Genomic DNA, 23093 nt, shown 5'->3' on the forward strand with positions numbered 1-23093 from the left:
ACCGCCGGAGTAGAGGTGGACCGTGGCCGGGATGCCCAGGGCGCGCAGGCGGGCGGCGAACGATCTCACGCCCGGCCACACGGCCGTCTCCAAAGGGCCGCCGGCCAGGTCGTCGGAGCCTGCCGGCACACCGCTGCCCGAGGAGATGTACAGCGCGGTTCCCCGCAACCCCTCGGCACGCACGTAGGGATCATGGTCGCGCCATCGCGCCGCCTGGAGGTACGGGTCGCCCCACAGTGACCACGGATTCAGATCCTCGCGGGCGACGATTGCGTCGATCGTGGCGACGCTGCTGGGCATGGTGGTGTGCAGCAGCCCGCTGTACGAGGCGGCCGCCGCGAACGTGCCCGGCCTGCGGGCGGCGAAGGCCATCGCGCCATAGCCGCCGGTGGACACACCGGCGACGGCCCGGCTCTGACCCGCACGGAAGTCACGCCGCAGAATCCCCATCAACTCGTCGACCTGGAAGGTCTCGTAGTCGGGCGCGCCCGGTCGGCCGAAGTCCCACCACCGGGTGGGGATGCCGGTCGGCCCGGACGCCGGCATGACCGTGATCAGGTCCTTGTCACGGGTGAAGCCTTCGATATCGGTCTCGCGAGTCCAGGACGTGTAGTCGTCGTGGGCGCCCTGGAGCAGGTGGAGAACGGGCCAGGTGCGCCCGGCGTCCGCGGACCAGCCGGGCGGCAGCAGCACCCGGACAGGGACGGTCCCGCCGACGGCTCTCGAAGCTATCCGCAGATCGACGGTGCGCTCGTCGAGCCACGCGCGCGAGACCACACGCGCACCGTCCTCCGCTACTCGTGCCGCGGGGGACGGCACGACAGCCGCAGAGGGCGGGCTCCCGGTGACGGCGAGGGCGGCGGCCAGGGCGGCGGCGGTCGCCGCGGCGGCGGGCGCAGGGACGCTGGATCTGCTCCTGAGGCGGCGGTGTGCTCGGGGTTCGTGCATGGGGTACCTCGCATACTCCGGATCAGAGCTCTCGGCTGTCACCGAGGTCGTCGGTGAGGCGGTCGGCCAGCACATCGACCACGGGTGGATCGAGCAGGGACAGGTGGTGGCCGGGGAGCGGGACCACGGTCAGGTCGGTGCAGTACGCGTCCCAGCCCAGGGCCTCGTCGGTGCGTTCGTAACGGGCGTCCCGGACGGTGTGCGGAGCTGCCTGCGTTGCCCGGTACAGCACTGTCCGGCCCGCGTACGGGCGCGGCGTGTGGCGCTCACCGCTGCGCAGGTCCAGATAGGACGTGCGCTGGTGCTCCAGCACGGCGTCGGGCAGGTCCGCGGCCTGCTCCAGAGCCTTCATCACCCGGTCGATCTGCTGGTGTTCGTCCAGCAGCCCCAGCTCGTCGAAGGGCAGAGGAAGCGACGTGCCGTAGGCCCGCCCGATGTAGTCGGCGAAGTCCTCGAATCGCCTGCGCGCCTCCTCGGCGGGGGACGGTCCGGGGTCGGAAGGGGGAAGCGGGAGGATGGTGTCGATGAGCACGAGGGCGGTGACCTGGCCGCCGTCGAGCGTCAACAGCCGTGCCGTCTCCTGGGCGAGCAGGCCGCCATAGGACCAGCCGCCGACCATCCACGGGCCGGCAGTCGTCTTGCGGATCAGCCGGGCGTACTCCTGGGCGCGCTCGCCCACCGAGGGGAGCAGCGTCAGGCGGTCCAGCCCGTAGCACGGGCGATCGTGACCGAGCCGCCCGGCCAGGGTGCGGTACACGGCGCTGGAGCCGCCCGCCGGGTGCGCCAGGAACAGGGGCGTGCCACTTCCGCCCGGCGACAGGTGCCTGAGGGGCCCCGCCGGCTGGCCTTCCACGGCCGGGCGCAGGCGGTCGGCCAGTGCCTCAACGGTGATGGGCGGCCGGAACACCTTGGCGGGATCCTGTCTCGTACCCGCGTACGCGGTGAGGGCGTCCGCGAAGCGGGTGCGCAGGGACGGGTCGTCATTCAAGGGAAGTTCCTGGCCGACGCCCGGGGCCGGGCCGTCGGAGGCGGCCTGCCAGGCAAGGGCGACGGCGCGTTCCACGGCGTCACGTGGGAGGGCGCGCCCGGCTTCCGTCGCAGGGGCGGCGGCCTCGGGCCGGCGGCCGTCCAGCCAGGCTGCCACCGCCTCGACCGTACCGACGCGCAGCAGGACCGATGGTGGCAGCGCCCGGCCGAACTCGGCTTCCGCGCGCACGCCGATCCGCGCGGCCGTCAGGGAATCGAGCCCGAGTTCGGTCAGCGGCTGCCGGATGTCGATGTGGCCCGGCTCGTGGCCCGTGACGGCGGCGATACAGCGGCGCAGGCGCTCGACGGTGGTGCCCTGGCTGCCCTCGCCGTCGTCACCGGGACGGGGCTGGTCCGTCCCACGGTCGTGGATCCGTGGCGTCTGGAAGGGCTCCGCGGCCGGGGCCGCGCCGATCCAGTGGTGGCGGTGCCGCCAGCGGGGGGCGGGTACGTCGGTGACTCGGCCCGCGGGATGCAGCGCCTGGTGCGGTGTCCGGCAGCCGCCGACCAGGAGCGAGGCGAGCGAGATCCGGAAGGTCAGGGCGTCGTCGGTGCCGCGGCGCAGTGTCGGCACGAGCAACGGGTGTTCCGCACCGGCCGACTCGAGCGTGTCTCTGAGCGCGAGGAGCTGGGTGGGGTGGGCGGAGACTTCGACGAAGACGCGGTGGCCGTCACCGGCCGCAGCCTTGACAGCCTGTTCGAAACGCACAGGCAGCCTGAGGTTGGCGGCCCAGTGGTGGGCGTCGAACGCGGACGGGTCCCACGGCCGGTCGAGCACGGTCGAGTAGACGGGCAGCCGCGGAGGCGCGGGTTGGATCATGGCCAGCTCGCCGGTGAGTTCGTCCAGGAGCGGATCGACCTGCGGTGAGTGGCCGGCCGCCGTCACGTCCAGGAGGCGGGCGACGCCGCCGTCGTCCGTGACACGGCTGACCATCCGTTTCACGTCCCGGACCGTTCCGGTGATGATGCTCTGCCGCGGCGAGGAGTACACGGCGATCCGCAGGCTCGGGTATTCGTTCACCAGGGCGTGCGTGCGTGCGGCTGACAGGTCGACCAGGGCCATCGATCCGCCGGACAGGCCGGCCAGCAACCGGGAGCGGACCGCGATCACGCGTGCCCCGTCCTCGGCGCTGAGCGCTCCGGCCACAACGGCGGCGGCGACCTCGCCCATGGAGTGCCCGATGACCGCGGCGGGTTGGACCCCGTGAGCGCGCCACAGCTCCGCCAGCGCCACCTGGACACCGAACAGCACGGGTTGCACGACGGCCGGTCCGCGCAGCTCGGCGCCGGGCTCCAGGTTCGCCCGCAGGGAGACACCGGCGTGCGCGAGCAGGAGTGGCTCCAGCAGGTCGACCGCGGCCGCGAAGGCGGGTTCCGCGGTCAGGAGCTGGTGGCCCATACCCGGCCACTGGGAACCGTAGCCGGGGAAGACCCACACCGGGCCGCATCCCGTGTGGCTGCGCCCGTCACCGGCGATCACCCCGGGTCCCGTACGGCCCGCGGCCAGCGTGGCCAGGCCCTCGGCAGCCGAGTCGCGGTCCCGGGTGACGACGGCGGCGCGGAAGCGCCCGCGGCCGGTGCGCCCTGCGAGAGTGCGCCCGACATCGGCGAGCCCAACGGCCGCGGGCGGCTGGGCCTTCATCCAGTGCCCCAGTTCGCCGGCGTACTCGCGCACCCGGTCGGGTGAGTCGCCGTCGATCAAGAGCACGGCCGGGGCTGCGGCGCTGTCCGGGAGCGGGTCGGCGGGGACCGGGCGGTACTCCTGCAGCACCACATGGGCGTTGGTGCCACCGAACCCGAACGCGGAGACCCCGGCCGTGGCGGTGCCCGAATAGCGCGGCCATGGTTCGGGAGCGGTGACGACCCGCAGCCGGAGGCTGTCGAAGTCGATCCGCGGGTTGGGTGCGGTGAAGTGCAGGCTCGGCGGGATCTCGTCGTGGGCGAGGGCGAGGACGGTCTTCACCAGGCCGGTGATCCCGGCCGCGGCCTCCAGATGGCCGACGTTGGACTTGACGGAGCCGATGAGCAGCGGCTGGTCCGGGTCCCGGTTGGCACCGAGGACCGCGCCGAGTGCGCCCGCCTCGATGGGGTCGCCAAGCGGGGTGCCCGTGCCGTGTGCCTCGAGGTAGTCCACGGCTTCCGGCGGCACCGGACCGGTCCTGGCATACGCCTGGGTGAGCAGCGCCCGTTGGGCGTCGGGGCTCGGGGCGAGCAGGCCGTTGGAGCGTCCGTCGGAGTTGACCGCGGTGGACCTGATGACGGCGAGTATCCGGTCGCGGTCGCGTTCCGCGTCGGCGAGCCGCTTCAGCACGACCACGGCGCAGCCCTCACCGCGGACCATCCCCGCGGCAGAAGCGTCGAAGGCGCGGCACCTGCCTCCGGGGTCGAGGGCGCCCGCGCGGGAGAAGGCCAGCGTGATCGCTGGGGAGAGCAGCAGGTTCACCCCGGCGGCCAGGGCGGTGTCGCTCTCGCCGCTGGCCAGGCTGCGTACGGCGTGGTGGACGGCCACCAGCGAGGAGGAGCAGGCCGTGTCGATCGCGAGGCTGGGGCCGCGCAGGTCGAGGACGTAGGACAGCCGGTTGGCGGCGATGCTGAGCGCGGCCCCGGGCGGTGTCCAGGCGTCCACGGTGTCCAGCCTGGCCGTGGTGAGCTGCGCGTACTCGTTGCCGCTGATCCCGACGAAGACTCCCGTCGCGGTGCCCGCCAGGGATGCGGCGGGGATCGCGGCGTGGTCGAGGCTCTCCCGGGCGACTTCCAGGACCATCCGCTGCTGGGGGTCCATGGTCTGGGCCTCGTGGGGCGGGATCGCGAAGAACTCGGCGTCGAATCCGGCGATGTCACGGAGGAAGCCGCCGTTCCGGCAGGCCGCCTCAAGGTCCGGTGACCCGGTATCGGCGGACACGAAGGGCTCCCACCGGCCTTCCGGGACGGTCGACACGGCGTCATCGCCGCCGCTGAGCAGCCGCCAGAACGCTTGCGGGCCATCGGCCCCGGGCAGGCGGCATCCGATGCCGACGACCGCGACCGGGCACGCCTCCGCCGGTCGCTCCACCCGCCCGGACGTCCGCGGGACAGGCACCGCATCAGGCGCGCCGGACGCATCGCCGCCGCACAGACGGTCCGTCAGCTCGCCCAGGGTGGGGCTCTCCCACAGCAGCGTGGCGGGCAGGTCGCCGCCGGTGAGCATGCCCAGCTCTCCCGCCAGCGTGACCGCGTCCCGCGAGGTGAGCCCGAGGTCGGCGAACGGCCGGTCGTCGGTGACGTCCTCGGGTCGCAGGCCGTACCACTCGCACAACCGCGCGACCACGGTCTGCCTCACACCTTCTGAGGTGCGCCAGCCGGTCACGTCCAGGCCCCTTCGAGGTAGCGGACGCGGCAGGCGGTCCTGGAGATCTTGCCGCTGGAGGTGCGGGGCACCGCGCCGGGTGGGACGAGCCGCAGGTCCGCGAGCCGCAGCCCGTGGCCGGCCGAGACGGCGGCGCGGGCGGCGGCGGTGATCTGCACGGCGTCCCAGCAGACCGTTCCGGTCCCGCCCGTGCGCTCCGCGACGACCACAAGCCGCTCACCGCCATCGCCTCCCTCGGCCGGGACGGTGAACGCGGCCGTCCGGTGTCGGCCTACCGGCAGCGCCGCTTCGATGCTTGCCTCGATGTCCTGCGGGTAGTGGTTGCGCCCGTCTACGATCACGAGATCCTTGAGCCGGCCCGTGACCAGGAGGGCGCCGTCGTGCACGGCGCCGAGGTCGCCGGTGCGCAGCCATCGACCGTCCTCACCGGGGATGCGCGCCTGGAACGTTTCCTCGGAGGTGTCAGGGCGGTTCTGGTATGCGGCGGCGACGTTCGGTCCCTGCACCCGGATCTCGCCGACTTCACCGTCGGGCAGGGGGGCACCGGTTTCCGGGTCGGCGATGAGGATCCGCTGCCCGGCCGGGGTGCCGCAGGTGACGAAGTGCGCGGCCTGCGGAGTGTCCGAACCGACGGTCACGATCTTGCCTCCGGCGAGGGCGTCGCGGTCGACGGCCACATGGGTGGGCACGCGGTCCGGCCGATCGGCGGAGACGAAGACGGTGGCCTCGGCCAGGCCGTAGGAGGGGCAGTGAGTTTCGGGCCGCAACCCGCTGGGGGCAAACGCCTCGTGGAAGCGTTGCACGGTCTGCCAGCGGACGGGTTCACCTCCGTTGATCAGGCATGTGACCCGGTGCAGCCGCAGCGATGCCGCCTCGCGTGCGCTGACCCGCCTGGCGCAGTAGTCGTAGGCGAAGTCCGGTGCGGCGCTCACTGACCCGGGGTACTGGGCGAGCAACCGGAGCCAGCGGGCCGGCCGGTACAGGAACGCCGACGGATCCATCAGGACGGAGGGGAAGCCTCCCGTCACGGGCGCGGCGACGCTCAGCACGAGCCCCATGTCGTGGAAGAGCGGCAGCCAGCCGACGGCGGTGAGGCGGCCTCTGCCGACGTAGGCGTCGACCGCCTGGCGTGCGTTGGCGACGATGTTGCGGTGGCTGACGACCACTCCTGCGGGCGTCCGTGTCGATCCCGAGGTGTACTGCAGATAGGCGGGCGAGTCGGGGTCGGTCGATGGTGTGCCGGCCGGCGCCTCCCGTTCTGCCGCCCCGGTGGCGTCGCGCCGCCGGTCCACGGCGATCACCACCGCCTCGCGGCAGTACCGGTCGGCGAAGGCCTGGACGGATTGCATGGTGCCCGAGTCCGTGAGCAGGCAGCGCGGCGCGGCGTCGGCGAGGACGGCGGCGAGCCTGCCCTGGTGGCCGAACAGGGCGGGGGTGAACAGCGGGACCGCGACCACGCCCGCGTACAGGCAGCCGAGGAATGCGGCAACGTAGTCGAGTCCCTGCGGCAGCAGCAGGGCGGCGCGGTCGCCGGGACGAGCGGTCCGTGCGATGCGGTCCGCCACCGCGAGGGCGCGAGCACGCAGACGGCTCCAGGTCAGCGACCGGCGGGAACCGGTCATGTCACCGACAGGGAACTCGACGGCGGCCAGAGCCCACTCGGTGCCGCGGTGGGCGGCCCAGTGGTCCAGGTGATCGGTCAGCAGCGGCGCGGGAGGCATGACGGCTCCGTGAGATGTTCGTGGGGGCGTTGGGGGTGGCGCCCGGGCTGGAAGGGCGCGGCAGAGAAGTCAGAGGGGGATGTTGCCGTGCAGCCGTTGCGGGTCCGGGCGGCGCTTGTCACGCACCGCGCGCAGTGCGCGGATGATCCGCGGGCGGGTCTCGTGCGGAGGTATGACCGCGTCGAGGTAGCCGCGCTCGGCCGCGGGGTACGGCGTGGCGACGTCGCGTTCGTAGTCGGCGATCAGTTCCGTGCGCAGCTGTTCCGGATCCTCGGCGTCGGCGAGGGCACGGCGGTGCAGGATGCTCACCGCTCCCTGTGCGCCCATCACGGCGATCCGGGCAGTTGGCCAGGCGAGGTTGACGTCGGCGCCGAGGTGTTTCGATCCCATCACCGCGTAGCCGCCTCCATACGCCTTGCGGACGACGACGGTGATCTTGGGGACGGAGGCTTCGGCGTAGGCGTAGAGCAGCTTGGCGCCGTGGCGGACGATGCCGTTGCGCTCCAGCTGCACCCCGGAGAGGTAACCGGGGACGTCGACGAAGGTGAGCAGCGGGATGCCGAAGGCATCGCAGAAACGGACGAAGCGCGCGGCCTTCTCGGATGCGTCGATGTCCAGGGCTCCGGCCAGGTGCAGGGGCTGGTTGGCGACGATCCCGACGCTCGCGCCCTCCACCCGGCCGAAGCCGCAGACGATGTTGCGCGCGAAGCGCTCGTGGACCTCGAGGAACTCCCCGTCGTCGAGGACCTGATGGACCAGGGCGCACATGTCGTACGCCTGGTTGAGGCAGTCGGGCACGAGGCAGTCCAGGCGCCGGTCCTCGGGGGTGACGGACAGGTCGGCCGGTGCGTGGTAGCGCGGTGGTGATGCGGCGTTGTTGGACGGGAGGTAGGACAGCAGTATCCGGACGTAGTCGAAGGCGTCGTCCTCGTCGGCCGCCAGGTAGTGCGCGTTGCCGTTGACGCTCGCGCTGGTGAGGCCGCCGCCGAGCTCCTCGACGGTGGTCCGCTCCCCCGTCACCGACTTGATGACCTCTGGGCCGGTGACGAACATGTGCGAGATGCCCTCGGCCATGACGGTGAAGTCGGTGAGCGCGGGCGAGTAGGCCGCGCCTCCGGCGCAGGGCCCCAGGATCAGGGAGATCTGTGGGATGACGCCTGAGGCGCGGACGTTGCGGCGGACGAGTTCGGCGTAGTACGCGAGAGCGACGACGCCTTCCTGAATCCGGGCGCCACCGGAGTCGTTGAGCCCGATGACCGGGCATCCGGTCTTGAGCGCGTGGTCCATGGCCTTGAGGACCTTCTCGCCGAACGCCTCTCCCATGCTGCCGCCGAAGACGGTGGCGTCCTGTGCGAACACCACGACCGGCCGCTCGTCGATGGTTCCGTGGCCCACGACGACCCCGTCGCCGTCGCGCCGGTCGGCCGCCATGCCGAAGGAGGTGCAACGGTGCCGGACGAACGCGTCGGTCTCGGTGAACGAACCCTTGTCGAGCAGCCGGGCGATCCGCTCCCGCGCGGTGAGCCTGCCGCGAGCGTGCTGACGCTGCACGGCTGCCTGCGATCCGCCCGTGCCGGCCTGTTCCTGGCGCCTGACCAATTCGCGGCAGTGCTCCGCCGCACTGCGCGCCGGTATTTCACCCGGTTCGGCCGAGGTAAGTCCTGTCATCTATAACGCCTTCTCCGTCTGACATTCCCGGGAATACCGGGGACGGCAAGAATCCACGAAGAAATCTCACCGCCGGAAGTGGGCTCAGTGACGATTCGGCTGGAAGATTCTGTCACCGTGTTGACAATCACGCGATGGCAGGGATCAACCATGCCGGGCAGCGCGCTTCCCGGCAGGGGCCGTCGAGGTCCTGACATTCGCGGAGGCTGCGCACACGGAACTCCGAGCACTCATGCGCGGGAGGATCACCAGTCCCATCCGGCGCCGGACTTGTCGAGTGCCGCGAAGTGCTCCGTGAATGACAAAGAATCCGCCTGCCCTTGTCGCTGTGGAACGAATTGCCGCATGCCCCGGCAATACCCGATCGGAAACGGTTAACTTACCGCTGCGGAAGTCCGCGATACCGGGAGAGGAGCGCGTCATGAGCGGTTCGCGCTCCTGGGCCGTCGTGACAGTGATCGCACTCGGCGGCTTCATCACGACCCTGGACAACACCGTGGTCCATGTGGCCCTGCCCGCGGTCCAGCGTGATCTGGGACTGGCGCTCGACGGGCTGGAGTGGGTCGCCACCAGCTACGTCCTGGCCTTCGGAACGCTCCTGCTGTTCGGCGGCCGACTGGCCGACCTGATCGGGAGGCGCCCCGTCCTGGTCGCCGGGCTCGTCGTCTTCACGGTCGCGTCCGGGCTCGCCGGAGTCGCCCGTAGCGGTGCCGAACTGATCGGCGCCCGCTGCCTGCAGGGCATAGGAGCCGCGCTGGTCATCCCCGCGTCGCTGGCCGTGATCGCCTGCGACCTGCCCGAGCGGCGGCGCACCTCGGCGGTGGGGCTGTGGACGGCCGCGCTCGCTGTCGCCCTGGCGTCCGGGCCAGTGGTCGGCGGTTACCTGACCGATCGCTGGGGCTGGGCCTGGGTTTTTCTGCTCAACCTGCCCTTCGGCGCCGTGGCCGCGCTCCTCGCCCTCGCCGTTCCCGCGGCCGCACCCCGCCACAGGCCCCGGCTGCTGAGCGCGCTCGACCTGCCAGGGGTACTGCTGTCCGGCGCGGCGCTGTACTTCCTGACCCATGGGCTGATCGAGGGCGGAACCCAGGGGTTCGGGTCCGCACCGGTCCTGGCCTCCCTCACCACCGCCGGGATCACCGGCCTGGCGTTCGTTGCCGTGGAGGCCCGCACCTTCCTGCCGCTGATCGACCTCGCGACCTTCCGCAGCCGGTCCTTCAGGGGTGGCATCAGCGCCCAGGTCATGTGGGGCACCGGGGTGAATGGTGTCTTCTTCTACACCGCCCTCTACCTGCAGCGCACCCTTGGCTTCTCGCCGACCGAGGCGGGGCTCGTCTTCCTCCCGCTGGCCGCCGTGCTGCTGGTGGCCACCCCGGTGGCCGAACGCCTGTCCGCGTCGGTGGGCGCGCACCTGGTGATCTCCGTCGGCCTTGCCATGGTCGCGGCGGGGCTGGTGTGCGTATCGGCGACCGGAGCGACCGCCTCGTACGCGGACCTGCAGCCCGGACTGATCCTCATCGGCGCGGGCTCGGGCCTCACCACGCCGCTGACCGTCTGCTCCATCACGGGGGTCCCGGCTGCCCGCTCCGGCACGGCTTCCGGAGTCATCAACGCGGCACGGGAGGTCTCCGGGGTCTTCGGAGTGGTACTCGTCGGTGTCGTGATCACCCGCCGGGAAAGCAGCGCGCTGTGCCACGGCTCGTCACCCGGCGAGGCGTTCCTCGGCGGGTACGAGACGGGGCTGCGCCTGGCCGCCGCCCTGGTGCTGTGCGGAGCCGTCATCACGGCGGTCACCTTGCGCCCGAACGGCCGGCACCGCAGGGCGCAAGCGTGAACGGGACCAGGCAGGGCGGTGGCGTCACCCGTCCGGGTCCTCGCGCAGCAGCCGACGCAGCAGCACCTTCCCGAGCACGTCACGGGGCAGCGGCGCGGCACAGAACTGCACGAGCGTCGGCACCTTGTAGGCGGCGAGCCGCTGCCTGCAGTGAACCTGCAGAGCCTCCGCGGTGAGCACCGCTCCGGCCCGCGGCACCACGCACGCCTTGACAACCTGCCCCAGCTCCGGGTCGGGGGCGGCGACCACCGCCGCCTCCGCCACCGCTCCATGCGCCAGCAACGCCTCCTGCACCTCCGAGGGGTGAACGGAGAAGCCGCTGACCTTGATGACGTCGCGCCTGCGGCCGATGACGGTGACGTACCCGTCGGGGCTCATCACCGCGATCTCACCGGTGAGCAGCCAACCGTCCCGCAGCACCCGCTCGGTGCCCGCCTGGTCTCGCCAGTAGCCCAGGAACACCTGGGGGCCGCGCACCGCCAGCTCTCCCGCCCTTCCAGGCGGCAGCGTACGTGAGGGGTCGTACTCGTCGGCGATGCGCACATCGGTGCCGGGGAGCGGGATACCGACCGTGCCCGCGCGGGCGTTGGCGTTGAACGGATTGCACAGCACCACTGGCGCGGCTTCCGTCAGCCCGTAGCCCTCGACGAGTTCGGCTCCGGTCTCGGTCTGGAAGCGGTCGACGGTCTCGGGCGGCAGCCGCATCACCCCCGAGACGCAGATGCGCAGCGACCTCAGCGCTTCGCGCTCCTCGGCGGGCCGGCCGAGGAGCGCGTCGAAGGCCTGCGGGACCCCGGCCAGGAACGTGGGCTTCCAGCGGCGGGCCGAGCGCAACAGCGACTCGGCGTCGGAATCCGGATGCAGCACCATCCGCGCCCCCGCCAGGACACCGACGTGCAACGCCAGGGTCAGGCCGTACAGGTGGCAGAACGGCAGCACGGCGATCCAGGTCTCCCGGCCATCCCGCAGCTGCGGATACCAGCTGCGGATCTGGTGCGCGTTGGCGACCAGGTTGCGATGGCTCAGCATGACCCCCTTCGGCGCGCCCGTGGTGCCGCCGGTGTACTGCAGGACCGCGATCCGGTTCGCGGGAACGTCTTCGGCACGGCGCCCCGGCGCGGGGCGCGAGCGGAGCAGCCGCGTGTACGGCACGGCGTCCGCGGTACGGGGCCCGGCGAGGCCCAGCCGGGCGCACAGGGCTCTGGAACGGGCCAACGGCATCCGCAGCAGCCATCTCAGCCGCAGCGGCAGCTCATTGGCCAGAGATGCGCTGACGACATGGCGGATCACGCAGTCGGGCCGGACGGCGGCGACTTTCGCGTAGGCGCCGTCGTACACGACGGCCACCACGGCCCCCGAATCCACGAGCTGACGCTGCAGCTCGCTCCTGGTGTACCGGGGATCGACCGGTACCGCCACCGCTCCGAGCCGGAGCGTCCCGTAGTAGGCGGTGACGAACTGCGGGCAGTTCGGCATGATGAGGGCGACCCGGTCACCTGCGCGCACGCCGAGCCCGGCCAGGCCCGCGGCGAACCGCTCGGCCGATCGAGCGAGCGCCCGGTAGCTGGTGCGGCGACCGAAGAACACCAGGGCGGTGCGGCGGCCGAAACGGGCCGCGGCATGGTCGAGCAGCGCGGTGACGGGAATGTTGGGCACCCGGGGACGACGGCGTGTTCCGAGGGGGTAATGGCGGAACCAGGGCCGTTGACGCCCGTTGCCGCCTACCTGCGCCAGGGGGGTACCCGAGTGCTTCGCCGTGTCATGTCCAGCCATCGCCGGCCTTTCTCCGCCCTACTCCAACGGCGGCGCACGACGGCATCCGGTGTCCTGTCGCGCAAGCGCAGAACTCGACCGCCGCCAATCGAGCCGTATCAATCGTTATCTCTGCGAGTTACGTCTGTCGCGAGGGCTTGAGGGAAGCTGCCCCTATGTATCTGATGCGCGCCCCAGGGCCTTGAAGAGGCGGTTGACGCGCAAGGCGAGTTCCATGTCGAATCGCCATTCGGGATCGTGGAGAAGATCCCCGAAGAATTCCTTGAGTTGGCGCATGCGGTAGCGGACGGTCTGGGGGTGGACGCAGAGCCGCTCTGCAACCTCGGGCATGGAACCGCCCGTGGCGAGCCAGGCGAGCAGCGTTTCCGCCAGGCGTTCGTTGACCTGGGGGAAGTCCTCGAGGCATCGCTGGACCAGGATCCGTGCCGCGTCCTCGTTGCTGAGGAGCAGCAGAGTGGACAGATGGTCCTCGCAGTGGATCTGTCGTTCGCCCGGGAAGAGGCCGCGGCGCAGGAGGGACAGTGCATGAAGTGCCATGCGCAGCGAGGAGGGTGCCCTGGCCAGGGGGACGGCGGGGCCGACCGCGAACCCCACATCGTGCAGCCCCCGGCGCAAGGTCTCCATCCGACCGGGACCTTCGGGATCGGGGATCAGCAGGCACGGATCCGGCCGCTCCAGATCCATCAGCACGTCGGGACCCAGGGCGGGGCCGAGGACGTGGTTGGCACTCCATTGCTCGTGGAGTGCGACGCAGGCGACGGTGGTCGGCAGCTTCCACTGCGCCTCACCAGCAAGCTGGTGCAGGCTGCGCGGAGCGGTGACGGCCGGCTCGGCGAGCAGCAGTTCCAGCAGACGGCGACGTCTGCGCTGAACCAGGTCGACCGTGCGGGCGGACAGTTCGGCGTAGGCCTCGACGGAGTGCGCTGAGATCTCCTCGATGTAGGCGAAGATCGCCTCGGCCAGGACGTACAGCTGCTTGGGCGCCACCCCCGCCTCGTGACCGACGCGCGCGAAGCGTCGCCAGGCGACCCGGGCGCCGATGCGGTAGGCCAGCTGCAGCACGTCCAGGCTGCGGCCTTCGAGGTATTCGCCGCGGCCCAGCGACCGGTAGACCTTGATGCCCTGATCACGCGGCGCGGCGGGGTCGCGGAGTTGCTCGACGAACTGGCGCAGTCCCTGCTCGACCCCGAGCCGGATGCCCTCGCCGAACTGCCCCTGGAGGGGCCGGGCGAACTCCGGGACACAGGTACGGATTTCCTCGACGATCTCGTCGGCCAGCGACGGCAGCTCGGGCCGGAGGAACCCGGCAAGATCGGGGCTCAGGGTCGCCGCCGGCGCCGGGGAGGCGGGTGTGGTGAATCGATCGATCATGTCAGCCTCGATAGTCACGTCATGTAGCTGCTGACCGCGCCCTCCCCTCCTCCACCCTTGGCCCATGGGCCGGAATTCGCGTTCGGTGAGGAACGAGATCCGTGGCTTCATGCGAGAGGCTCGCCGCCCGCTGTGAGGAACTGGGTCGCGCGAGTCCGGCAGGTGTGCGGCTTGCAGGCGCCGTTTTGTCGATGGCTTCGGGGAGTTGGGCACCAGGGGTGCCCGGTTTGCTCACCGGGAACGACGAACGGAGTGGGCGGCCCTTCGTCGCCGATGACCCCCGATTTCGGCTGGGGCGGCCCAGAGCCATTCCGGGCCGGCCCCAGCATCGTCTCCGTGTCAGGGCGCGATCGGTGCTCCTGTCACCGGGTAGTGGTCTGAGTAGTCGTTGAACCGGGAGGTTCCGCCGGGCCGGGGCACCGTCCACTCCGGTGAGTGCACGAGCTGGGTGTTGTTCGCCCAGTCGGCGGGTGGGGCGTGCCCGTTGCGGTGCAGTACGTAGTCCAGCTGCTGCCGGGTGCCGAACGGGGAGTCCCGGTCGGCGGTGATGCTGTTGGTTGCCGGGTCGTAGCTGTACCGGTGTCCGGTGAACTGGTCCGGAGCGGCCACGCCGAGGTTCTTGAGCATGGTGGTGTACTCGGGGCCGTAGCGATTCACGTTGAGGTCACCGGTCACGATGACCTGCCGGTCAGCCGGGATCCGCCGTGCGTCGAGGAAGGCGTCCATCTGGCGGAACTGGGAGGCACGGATCGACGCCGCCTGCCCGGGCAAGCAGACCGGGTCGTCCGCCTGCACATGGGTGCCGACCACGTATACCGGCGTGCCCCGAATATCCAGCTCGGTGAAGACGAATCCCTTGTTGGACAGACCGTCGGCCCCGCACGCGCGGCCGTAGATGTACTGGACCCGTTGCCGGATCGGCCACTTGCTCAACACCACGACCCCGCCGTCCTCCGGACGATGCTCCTGGTACTGGCCCGCGGTCTGGTCCCAGCCGCTGCGGCTACGGCCGAGAACCGGAGTGCGGTACGGGTACTGGTCGGCGAGCTTGGCGAGCAGTCGATCCGACGGACCGTCGTCGAACATCTCCTCGAGTACGACGACGTCATGCCCGCGGATGTAGTCCGACGAGGCGATGAGGTCCGCCCGGGTCTCCGTCGCGTAGTCCGCGACCACCTTGGGCAGGAACATCACGTTGTGGGTGAGGACCCGGATCGTGGGAGGTTCGGCGGCGCTGCTGGCTTGAGTGGGAGACACGACGGTCAGTGCGACCGTCGCGCACCCGAGCACGGCGGCGATCCGAACGCGTCCGCGGATGGGGTGGCGGGGCCGGACGCGGCTGCGTGGATTTCGGGATAACGCGGTGCGCATGGCGCTCCTCAGGTCGAGTGGGGGCCGTAGCCTCGGGCGCACGGGACATTCCGCTAGTCGCTAGCGGTGGGAGGGGAATTCGACGACCTGCTGGTAGGTGGGCCGGTTCTGCCAGGAGATCCGGTCGTCGGTGATGCCTCCGAGCGGCCGTTGCACAATGGTGTCGGCGCACCACTGATCACCGGCGGAGCAGCCGCCGTCGTCGCCCGGGTAGACCTGGTTCGCCGGCAGGGCCACGGCCTGTTTGAGGGAGTCCAGCAGCACCGCGTGGCAGGTGCCGAGGTCACCGCCGCCGCAGTACTGACGGGCCAGGCCACCCTTGACCTGCCTCCCGAGCACGCTGCGCAGATCCTTGTCGATGTAGGACCACCAGCCGTGCTCGAACGCGCTTCCGGCATGCGAACCGGTGGGACCGCGGCCCCCGGAGGGCGATTCGTCGGTGGTGAGGTTGGTGGTCAGGGCTTGGTACAGGTTGTCGCCGAGGCCAGGCCGGAACTCGGCCTTGACCAGCAGCGGCCACCAGGCGTCCATGATGCGGATGGCGTCGGAGTCGGCGTAGGTGTGGGAGCCGGGTGAGCTCTCACGGCGCTTGCTCCCGTGATCGTTCCAATCGGTGAGCCGCTGGACGGCGCGGGCCAGTTGCGGATCAGTGATCGGCTTTGTGCGCAGCACCGCGAGGAGCTCCGGCAGCACGTCCTCGCCGCGCAGGTCGGTGACGGCCGCGTCGGCCATCGCCCGGGTGAGGGAAGCGCGGGTGACTCCGCCTTGTTGGACGAGGCGTTTCACTCGGTCATCGAGGAGGTTGCCGCGGTGGACCGAGCCGTTGCCGAACGCGGCCGCGGCGTAGTCGTCGGCCTGCTTGTTGTTCCAGGAGATGTAGTAGTCCTGGTTGACCGACTGCGGGTGCTGCGCGGGTGGGGTGTAGTCGGCGGTGTTGTCGGTGGGATCGAAGTTCCGCCACTCATAGGCGGGTTCGGCCTTGGCCGGCAGCGCTGCGTCAACGTTTGCGGCGCGGACCGGGTTGCTGCCGGAGTTGTAGTAGGCGGTGTCCTTGGAGTCGGCGTAGAACCAGTTGAACGTGTAGTCGATGTGCTGGACGGCGCCTTGGAAACTCGCCGCGTCATGCACATGGGCGGGGTCGTTGAGCATTTGGAAGCCGATGAGCGAGTCGGCCTCGTGCCGGTAGGAGCTGCGCAGGGTGGTGTACGCGACCGGCTTGCCGTTTCGTGTGGCGCGGTACGCCACGATGCCGTAGTCGGTGCGGTAGATCCGCATCCGGTACGAGCCCGCGGCGGTGGAGTCCGCGACCGTCGGCGACCAGGAGTTGCCGTGTTCGAGCTTCTCCATGGGCACGCATTTTCCGTGCGACAGGTAGGAGGTGGAGTCCTTCGTGGGTGTGCCGCCGTTGCGGTCGCACAGTTCCACGGCGTAGGTGTCGGTGACGTCCTGGTTCGCGCTGGTGGCGCTCCAGGCATAGTCCTGGCCCCGGCCGAGCTGGACGTACATGCTCAGGCCGGCGAAGGAAGCGCCGCGAGCGCTGATCCCCGGACCCTGGAGCTCCTGAAGCATCAGCAGCTGGGGGGCGAAGTACCCGGTCTGCGGCCCGAAGACGGCGACCGGGTGCCCGCTCTTGGTATGCCTGCCGGATACGACCAACGCGTTGGACATCCCCTTCCGGGGCGTAGAGAGCAGGTCGGCCGGGAGCACGCCGTCGTCGAACACGCCTCGCAGCGGTTTGAGCTTCGCAGGCGCCTTGACCCGCGTGTGGGCCGGCTTGGGGGACCCGGCGGAACCGGTGCGGTCGTAGACGATCGGCTCGGGGACGACCGAGCCGGGGTCGGGCAGTGCGACGCCCTGTGGTGCGGCGGGCTTGCCCGCGTAGGGGAACGACTGCCCGTCGTGCAGGGTCTGCACGGCCTCGGGGTCGTTGCGTTCACGGAACGACTCCCAGACCTCGGTGCCCTCGGCGACCCCGTACTTGGCCTGCGCCGCCATGAGCGACAGCGCGGCCTGCACCTCACCGCCGCCACCGGAGCCGAACTTCGAGCCCACGACCGAGCCCAGCGCGATCAGGTCGGTCACCTTGAACGGCTCGATGTCCCCAGCGTTGGTGATGGGGTCGACGTGCCCGGTCAGGTCGTACTCGCCGGGGAAGTAACGGCCGGCCTTCGCCTTGCTGATGTAGGCGTTGATGCCGGCCACATAGCTCTGCGTGTCAGCCAGCACCTGCCTGCCGCGCTCGCCGCCTGTTGCCACCATCCGGTCGACCTGCCGCTGGAGGTCTTCCTCGGTGTACGGGGCGACGCGCCAGAACTCCTGCTCCAGGCTCTGGTTGGCCGGAGCGCCGCCGGCGAACGACGTGAGTCGGCCCCGGCCCAGATGCCGGAAGACGTCCATGAGCCACAGCCGGTCCTGCGCCGCGGCATATCCGGCGCCGAACTCGGTGCCCGAGCGGGTGGTTCCCTTGATGTGCGGGACGCCCGTCGCCTTGTCCCGTGTGATGGTGACGTCGGAGCGCGGTTTGTCGACAGAGGCGACCTGGTCCGGCGCCACACCTAAGGCGGCTTTGTTGAAGAACTTGCCGAGGGCGGCGTCGGTGACCGACGGATAGCCGTCGGCCAGGGCCCCGTACCGGCCGAGCTGGTCGTCGGTGTGCGGGGGGCGGGTGCCGAACGCACGGTGCGCGATGATGTCGGCGAGAGTGGCGTTGCCGTTCTCGCCGGGGGGCAGGATGTCGCTGCACTGATCTCCGCAGTAGTCGGTCACGGGAGCGTCGGCGAGGACCTGCGGGGTAGAGGCCGCCGCTATGCCCGTGCTCAGCAAGAGCAACGCCGCGGCCATTCTGGGAATCAGGGAACGAAGTCTCATACCAGAACCTCCTGGGGGGTGCAGAGGACCGTACTTGCTGGCGCACCCCTTGTAAAGGTGAACGCGAATCATGTTTACTTTTGAGGGACAGCCGTTGCCGGACGACGTCCGGTCATCGATCGCAGAAGGGGGTGACCGGCGTAAACTCCCGCCCGGACGCCACCACTTATGACACAGGGGAAAACGATCACCGACCACTTCTCCGCCAGCGGGTTGCGCAAGGCGCCCCGGCAGGCACGCAGCAAGGCGCGCGTCGAAGCGATCCTGACCGCCGCGCGGCAGATCCTGGACACCGGAGGAGTCGAGGCGCTGACGATCCGCCGGGTCGCCGACGAGGCAGGGGTGCCGACAGGAACCGTGTACCAGTTCTTCGAGGACAAGTCCGCCCTGCTGACGGCGGTCGTGCGGCGGTACATGGAGGCGTCCTCCGCAGCGATGACCGCACTGGTGGAGCAGGCGAGCACAGCGCCCTGGCCCGAACTGGTCGACAGCGTCCTCGACGGCTACGTCGAGCTGTATCGCCGCAATCCCGGTTACCTGTCCATCCGGATCGGCCGGCACCTCACCCCCGAACTGCTGGCGACCGACGCCGCCAACAACGACGCGGTCGCGGACGGAGTACGGCACATCCTGGTGGCACGGGAGGGCCTGACCGACAGTCCGGCGCTCGCCACCGCCTGCCGGGCCGGGGTGTACGCCGCCGAAGCACTCCTGCACTTGGCTTTCAGGACGGACCCGGAAGGAGACCCGGCGACACTGGCAGAGGCCAAGCGCATCGTGACGCTCTACCTCACGGACGTCCTCGCCGACCCCCGCTACCGGTCCTGACCTGTCACGCACCTGCTGTTTCCAGGTGCGGACCAGCCGACTCGGGCACGGATCCGGTAAGGGAAACCGGGGAGGCCGGCGATGACAAGCACGAGTCACTCATGCCTGTCGACTGCGGCACCCTCAATCTGCCGACGCCGCGGCCAGAACCTCGTGGTCGCGCACTTCCACTACACGCTCTTCGGCAACGTCGTCTATGCGATGTTCGCGGGATTCCACCCGGCGATTCGGACGGGATGCGGGGAAGCCTCGGCGCGGGACACGCTGCGCGCCGAGCTCGACGGCTCCTCGCCGCCAGATCATGTACACCTCGGGATGGCCGAAGAACCAGAAGAGGTGCTGCCAGAGCCCACCTCACCTTCCTCCTCGTCCAGCACCGGCTGGGCGCCGAGAGATGCCACGCCAGTACGCGGACTACCTCGCCGCCGGCCAGGGACGACCTCGCTGATGATGCCGAAGAACGGCAAGGCCAGAGCGCTGTGCTGACTTGGGGATCACGCGGCGGGGGCGAGGTTGTGCATGTGGGCGACGGCTGGACGGCCAGCCCTGGTCAAAAGGAACGCCATGACCCACAGCCCCGCCCCGGCACACGCTTCGGGAACCAGTCGCAGCACCTCGGCGACCATTCCGCCGAACATCCTGCGCTACCTCGCCCCGGTCGCCGAGGGGTGCGGCGTCGACCTCCAGCCCGAACTGACCCGCGTGGGGCTGGACGAGACCGTGATGCGCTCGGCCGCGCTGCGGGTCTCCTACCGGCAGGGCAGCGCCGTCATCCGCCGCGCGGTGGAGCTCACCGGCGACGCGCACCTGGGCCTGAGGGTTGGTGCGGCGCAGCACCTGACCGCCTGGGGTCTGCTCGGCTTCGCCCAGATGGCCGCCGACACCCTGCGGGACGCCATCGAGACGGGTGTGCGTTTCCAGAACCTGTCAGGGACCATGGTGGTCTGGTCGGCCGGGCCGGAGAACCCCGGCTATGTGCTGCGGGCCGACCTGCCCGACCCCGCCCTCGATCCGCCGGTCGCGGTTTTCCTGGCCGAGGAGGCGTTCGTCAGCGTCGTCACCCTCACACGCCTGAGTGTCGGAGACGATTTCGCCCCGCAGAGCGTCGAGTTCGCCTTCCCCGCCCCGCGCGACACGCGTCCGTTCACCGAGCTGTTCCGCTGCCCGGTCCGTTTCGCCGCCGCGGAGAGCCGCCTGGTGTTCCCCACGGCATGGGCCCGCCGGCCGATGCCGGGCCGTGACCCCGTCACCTACGCCGCGGTCATGGAACTGCTGGAGGAACAGCTGGCATCGCGCCGCGACCAGCAGGACCTGCTGGAGGTGCTGGAGGTCTCGATCGCGCAGAGCCTCCCCGACGTGCCGTCCTTCCTCGAGCAGGCTCGTCGGCACGCCTCCAGCGAGCGCACCCTGCGCCGTCGTCTGGCCGAGTGCGGCACGACGTACGAGGCGGTCGTCGACGGAGTGCGCCGCGAGCGGGTCGAACAGCTGCTGCGCCGACCGGAGCTGACCTTGCGTGACGTGGCCCGGCAGGCCGGTTTCTCCGACATGCGTGCCCTGCGGCGCGCGGTGCACCGCTGGCACGGCGCGACTCCGGCGCAGCTGCGCGGAGAGCCCGGGAATTACCAAGGGCGCGCCCGCACCTGAGCCGGGCGCCCGCCACTCGGTCAGCGGGTGCGGATCCAGGCCGTCTTCTCCCTGGTCCACTTGCGCGAAGGGGTCCGCGGATTTCTCCGCGCCGCCGAACCCGGACTGCTTCCAGCCGCCGAAGGGCGTGGTGATGTCGCCTTCGCCGTAGGCGCTGACCGAGACCACGCCGACCTCGATGCCCCGCTCCAGTCAGATCGCCTGTCGATGTCGCGAGTCCACACGGAGGCGGCGAGCCAGTACTCGGTGGCGTCAACGGAGGTCGCTGGCGAGCGCCGTACCAGTGAGGCACCGCGGCACGCTCCCGCGGCGACTACCCGGACCAGACACCGCTCCGGAACAGGCGGTGCGCCCGCTTGGCCGCCGCCGTTACATCGCCCGCGTTCGCGGCGGGCACCGTCGCGATCAGCTCGCCGGTCGCCGGATTCACGACGCGGAGCTTCTCGCCCGGGTCCATCGAGTCCGTCTTCGTCCCGCTCATGCTTCCTCCGCCAGTTCCCAACGACCGCCGACCTCCTGGGCCAGTCCCCTGCGACGCAGGTCCTCGAGATAGCGGGCCATGCCCCGCTCGCCGCGCTTGCGGAACAGCGGGAAGAGCCTCGGCAGCAGGTTTGGCGCCAGCATCGCGAACCGGACCAGCCGGGACTCGCCGGGCCGGACGTAGGCCTCCAGGCGGGGCTTGTCCAGCAGGCTCACGACCGCCCGGACGACGTCCGCGGGCTGTTGTGGCCGGTCCTGGAACTGCATGGAGTTCCCGCCGTCGACGGCTTCCTGGCGGAGCATCCGGGTGTCGGTCGCTGACGGCAGCACCGAACCGGCCTTCATGCCCTTGCCCCGCAGATCCAGCCCGATGGCGAGCATCGCGCCGCGCAGCCCGAACTTGGACGCCGTGTAGATCGGGCTCTCGCCCAGCGGGAAGATCCCGCCCAGGGACACCGTGGTCACCACGCGCGGGTCACCGGAGGCCCGCAGCAGCGGAATGGCGATCCGCGTGGTGACCAGCGGGGAGAGCAGGTTGAGGTCGATCTCCCGCTCGATGCTCTCCACGCTGCGCACGTCGAAGCGTTCGGCGCTGGTCATGCCGACGTTGTTGACCAGGACGTCGATACGGCCGTGGGTGGCGGCGACGCTGTCGACCATCCGCTCCACACCAGCGCGGTCCAGCAGGTCGCACCCCAGCCCGACGTGCCCACTCCCGGGCAGGCCGGCAGCGGTCCGCTCGGCCCGCACCTTATCGATGTCGACCACGACGAGCCGGGCACCGCCGGAGGCGAACCGGTGACACAGGGCGCTGCCGATGCCGCCGGCGCCGCCCGTCACCACGACGACCTTGTCACGGAGGTCGTACGTCACGGCGTCACCGCCTCCCGGCGCACGGACGTCACCCGAGGCGGCAGACCCTCAGTGCGCCAGCCCATTCCGGCGGCGACCTTGGTCAGGTACTTCACGAACGCGTCGCTGTGGACGTATCCGGTGTGGCGGGGCGAGTCGACGAACTTCAGTCCGCCGGACAGGTCCGGCCGGTCGTTGCGGATCATACGGGCGAAGCGTTCGGCGGTCGGCAGCCCGCGCCGCGCGTCCTGGATGAAGGACGCGATCAACTGTGCCTGCGCATCGAAGAGTCGGTATGCCCCGGCGTCCGTCTCGACGAAACCGACGCCGAACAGGCCCTCGTGCTCACGGGAGAAGGACGACAGGTACAGGTCCGGGTGCTGCTCATCACCGAAGTACTTCTGCGCTGCAGGGACTTTGTGGATGTATCCGGTCGCCAGCAGCATCAGGTCGAAATCGTCGCTGGTGCCGTCGGTGAAGTGCACTGTCCTCCCCTCAGTGCGGGCGATGCCGGGCCTGGCGGTGATGTCCCCGTGCTGCAGGTGGTGTATCAGCATCGAGTTGACGGCGGGGTGGGTCTCGAACAGCTTGTGGTCGGGCTTCTGCAGGCCGAGGCGGCGCGGGTCGCCGTTGACTATCCGCAGGAGTGCGCCGAAGAGCCGCTGCTCCAGCCGTATCGGCAGGTGCGGGCCGCCGGCGGCGATGGTGTCCACGGGCCGGCCGAACAGGTGCTTGGGGATGAACCAGTAACCGCGCCGCATACTGATCACCGCCCGGGCCGCGGACCGGGCCGCGTCGCAGGCGATGTCGAGGCCGGAGTTCCCCGCGCCGACCACCAGCACCCGCTTGCCGCGCAGTTCGTCACTGCTGCGATAGGTGACGGTGTGGCGGATCTCGCCGGTGAAGTCGCCCGGCAGATCGGGGATGTTGGGGTGCCACTGCGCGCCCGTACACATGGCGACCTGCCGGTGCACGCTCTCCTGCCCGTCGGCCCGGGTGACCGTCCAGGTGCCGTCCGGGTTCTTCTCCACGCTGCGGACCTCGGTGCCGAACTCGACCCGCTCCTTCAGCCCGTATGCCTCGGCGAACGACGTCAGGTAGGACAGAATCTGCCGGTGCGACGGATAGTCCGGGAACTGGTCCGGCATCGGATAGCCGCCGAAGCCGGACAGCGTCTTGCTGGATATGAAGTGAGCCGACTCGTACATCGGACTGCCCGGATTCTCGATGTCCCAGAGCCCTCCCGGCCCCGAGTGGCGCTCGATGTGCGTGTACGGCAACTCCCGCTCCGCCAGCGCCCTCGCCACCGCCAGCCCCGCGGGTCCCGCCCCGATCACACACGTGTCGTACTGGGTCTCGCTCACCG

The 23093-nt window shown here is 70.6% G+C and carries 14 protein-coding genes and 2 pseudogenes; 4 read left to right on the plus strand and 12 right to left on the minus strand.

Annotation, left to right across the window (positions count from 1 at the left end; genetic code table 11):
* Positions 1-21 precede the first annotated feature (21 nt).
* The 4 genes and pseudogenes from ACTWP8_RS08435 to ACTWP8_RS08450 all read right to left on the minus strand — a co-directional run.
* Positions 22-1023: pseudogene (locus tag ACTWP8_RS08435) on the minus strand (alpha/beta hydrolase); the annotation flags it as partial.
* Positions 971-5293 carry a beta-ketoacyl synthase N-terminal-like domain-containing protein gene (locus ACTWP8_RS08440; RefSeq protein WP_443321523.1) on the minus strand — a complete coding sequence of 1441 codons (4323 nt, stop codon included), beginning with the start codon at positions 5291-5293 and terminating at the stop codon, positions 971-973. The pseudogene ACTWP8_RS08435 and the gene ACTWP8_RS08440, both read right to left, overlap by 53 nt.
* A 23-nt stretch (positions 5294-5316) precedes the next feature.
* Positions 5317-7041, minus strand: a complete 1725-nt coding sequence (locus ACTWP8_RS08445; RefSeq protein ID WP_443321524.1) for a fatty acyl-AMP ligase — start codon at positions 7039-7041, stop codon at positions 5317-5319.
* Positions 7042-7110: 69 nt separating this feature from the next.
* Complete coding sequence (locus ACTWP8_RS08450; RefSeq protein WP_443321525.1) at positions 7111-8709, minus strand: acyl-CoA carboxylase subunit beta; 1599 nt, start codon at positions 8707-8709, stop codon at positions 7111-7113.
* A gap of 421 nt (positions 8710-9130) precedes the next feature.
* On the opposite strand from ACTWP8_RS08450, the gene ACTWP8_RS08455 reads away from it, so the two are divergent.
* The gene (locus ACTWP8_RS08455) at positions 9131-10540 is read left to right on the plus strand and encodes an MFS transporter (RefSeq protein ID WP_443321526.1); all 1410 of its coding nucleotides are present in this window, start codon (positions 9131-9133) and stop codon (positions 10538-10540) included.
* 24 nt (positions 10541-10564) lie between these two features.
* Here ACTWP8_RS08455 and ACTWP8_RS08460 read toward each other — a convergent pair whose 3' ends face one another.
* The 4 genes from ACTWP8_RS08460 to ACTWP8_RS08475 form a co-directional block, all read right to left on the minus strand.
* Positions 10565-12196 (minus strand): AMP-binding protein, encoded by a 1632-nt coding sequence (locus tag ACTWP8_RS08460; protein ID WP_443321527.1) that lies wholly within the window; start codon positions 12194-12196, stop codon positions 10565-10567.
* A 270-nt stretch (positions 12197-12466) separates the two neighbouring features.
* The gene (locus ACTWP8_RS08465) at positions 12467-13684 is read right to left on the minus strand and encodes a helix-turn-helix domain-containing protein (protein ID WP_443321528.1); all 1218 of its coding nucleotides are present in this window, start codon (positions 13682-13684) and stop codon (positions 12467-12469) included.
* Positions 13685-14023: 339 nt separating this feature from the next.
* Positions 14024-14941, minus strand: a complete 918-nt coding sequence (gene sph / locus ACTWP8_RS08470) for a sphingomyelin phosphodiesterase (protein ID WP_443321529.1) — start codon at positions 14939-14941, stop codon at positions 14024-14026.
* A 174-nt stretch (positions 14942-15115) separates the two neighbouring features.
* Positions 15116-17923, minus strand: a complete 2808-nt coding sequence (locus tag ACTWP8_RS08475; RefSeq protein WP_443321530.1) for a penicillin acylase family protein — start codon at positions 17921-17923, stop codon at positions 15116-15118.
* A 168-nt stretch (positions 17924-18091) separates the two neighbouring features.
* Between ACTWP8_RS08475 and ACTWP8_RS08480 the strand changes: the two genes are divergently transcribed.
* The 3 genes from ACTWP8_RS08480 (at position 18092) to ACTWP8_RS08490 (ending at position 20395) form a co-directional block, all read left to right on the plus strand.
* Complete coding sequence (locus tag ACTWP8_RS08480; RefSeq protein ID WP_443321531.1) at positions 18092-18751, plus strand: TetR/AcrR family transcriptional regulator; 660 nt, start codon at positions 18092-18094, stop codon at positions 18749-18751.
* A gap of 81 nt (positions 18752-18832) precedes the next feature.
* Complete coding sequence (locus ACTWP8_RS08485) at positions 18833-19237, plus strand: hypothetical protein (protein ID WP_443321666.1); 405 nt, start codon at positions 18833-18835, stop codon at positions 19235-19237.
* 78 nt (positions 19238-19315) lie between these two features.
* Entirely contained in the window at positions 19316-20395 is a 1080-nt protein-coding gene (locus ACTWP8_RS08490) for an AraC family transcriptional regulator (RefSeq protein WP_443321532.1), read from the plus strand.
* Between the two features lie 20 nt (positions 20396-20415).
* On the opposite strand, the pseudogene ACTWP8_RS08495 reads toward ACTWP8_RS08490, so the two are convergent.
* The 4 genes and pseudogenes from ACTWP8_RS08495 to ACTWP8_RS08510 form a co-directional block, all read right to left on the minus strand.
* Positions 20416-20649: pseudogene (locus tag ACTWP8_RS08495) on the minus strand (aldehyde dehydrogenase family protein); the annotation flags it as partial.
* Positions 20650-20708: 59 nt separating this feature from the next.
* A complete protein-coding gene (locus tag ACTWP8_RS08500) occupies positions 20709-20876 on the minus strand; it encodes an aldehyde dehydrogenase family protein (protein WP_443321533.1) in 168 nt (55 codons plus the stop codon).
* Positions 20873-21748, minus strand: coding sequence for an SDR family NAD(P)-dependent oxidoreductase (locus ACTWP8_RS08505; protein WP_443321534.1), 876 nt, complete (start codon positions 21746-21748; stop codon positions 20873-20875). Before ACTWP8_RS08505 ends, ACTWP8_RS08500 begins: the two co-directional genes overlap by 4 nt.
* Positions 21745-23091 (minus strand): flavin-containing monooxygenase, encoded by a 1347-nt coding sequence (locus ACTWP8_RS08510; protein ID WP_443321535.1) that lies wholly within the window; start codon positions 23089-23091, stop codon positions 21745-21747. Before ACTWP8_RS08510 ends, ACTWP8_RS08505 begins: the two co-directional genes overlap by 4 nt.
* Positions 23092-23093: the final 2 nt, after the last annotated feature.

The organism is Streptomyces sp. 7N604 (assembly GCF_052245475.1).
GTDB lineage: Bacteria > Actinomycetota > Actinomycetes > Streptomycetales > Streptomycetaceae > Streptomyces.

Excerpts from the sequence above, each read along its gene's own strand:
- ACTWP8_RS08445 (WP_443321524.1), bottom strand. The coding sequence starts at position 7,041 with ATGCCTCCCGCGCCGCTGCTGACCGATCACCTGGACCACTGGGCCGCC.
- ACTWP8_RS08450 (WP_443321525.1), bottom strand. The coding sequence starts at position 8,709 with ATGACAGGACTTACCTCGGCCGAACCGGGTGAAATACCGGCGCGCAGT.
- ACTWP8_RS08455 (WP_443321526.1), top strand. The coding sequence starts at position 9,131 with ATGAGCGGTTCGCGCTCCTGGGCCGTCGTGACAGTGATCGCACTCGGC.
- ACTWP8_RS08465 (WP_443321528.1), bottom strand. The coding sequence starts at position 13,684 with ATGATCGATCGATTCACCACACCCGCCTCCCCGGCGCCGGCGGCGACC.
- ACTWP8_RS08475 (WP_443321530.1), bottom strand. The coding sequence starts at position 17,923 with ATGAGACTTCGTTCCCTGATTCCCAGAATGGCCGCGGCGTTGCTCTTG.
- ACTWP8_RS08480 (WP_443321531.1), top strand. The coding sequence starts at position 18,092 with ATGACACAGGGGAAAACGATCACCGACCACTTCTCCGCCAGCGGGTTG.
- ACTWP8_RS08485 (WP_443321666.1), top strand. The coding sequence starts at position 18,833 with ATGACAAGCACGAGTCACTCATGCCTGTCGACTGCGGCACCCTCAATC.
- ACTWP8_RS08490 (WP_443321532.1), top strand. The coding sequence starts at position 19,316 with ATGACCCACAGCCCCGCCCCGGCACACGCTTCGGGAACCAGTCGCAGC.
- ACTWP8_RS08500 (WP_443321533.1), bottom strand. The coding sequence starts at position 20,876 with ATGAGCGGGACGAAGACGGACTCGATGGACCCGGGCGAGAAGCTCCGC.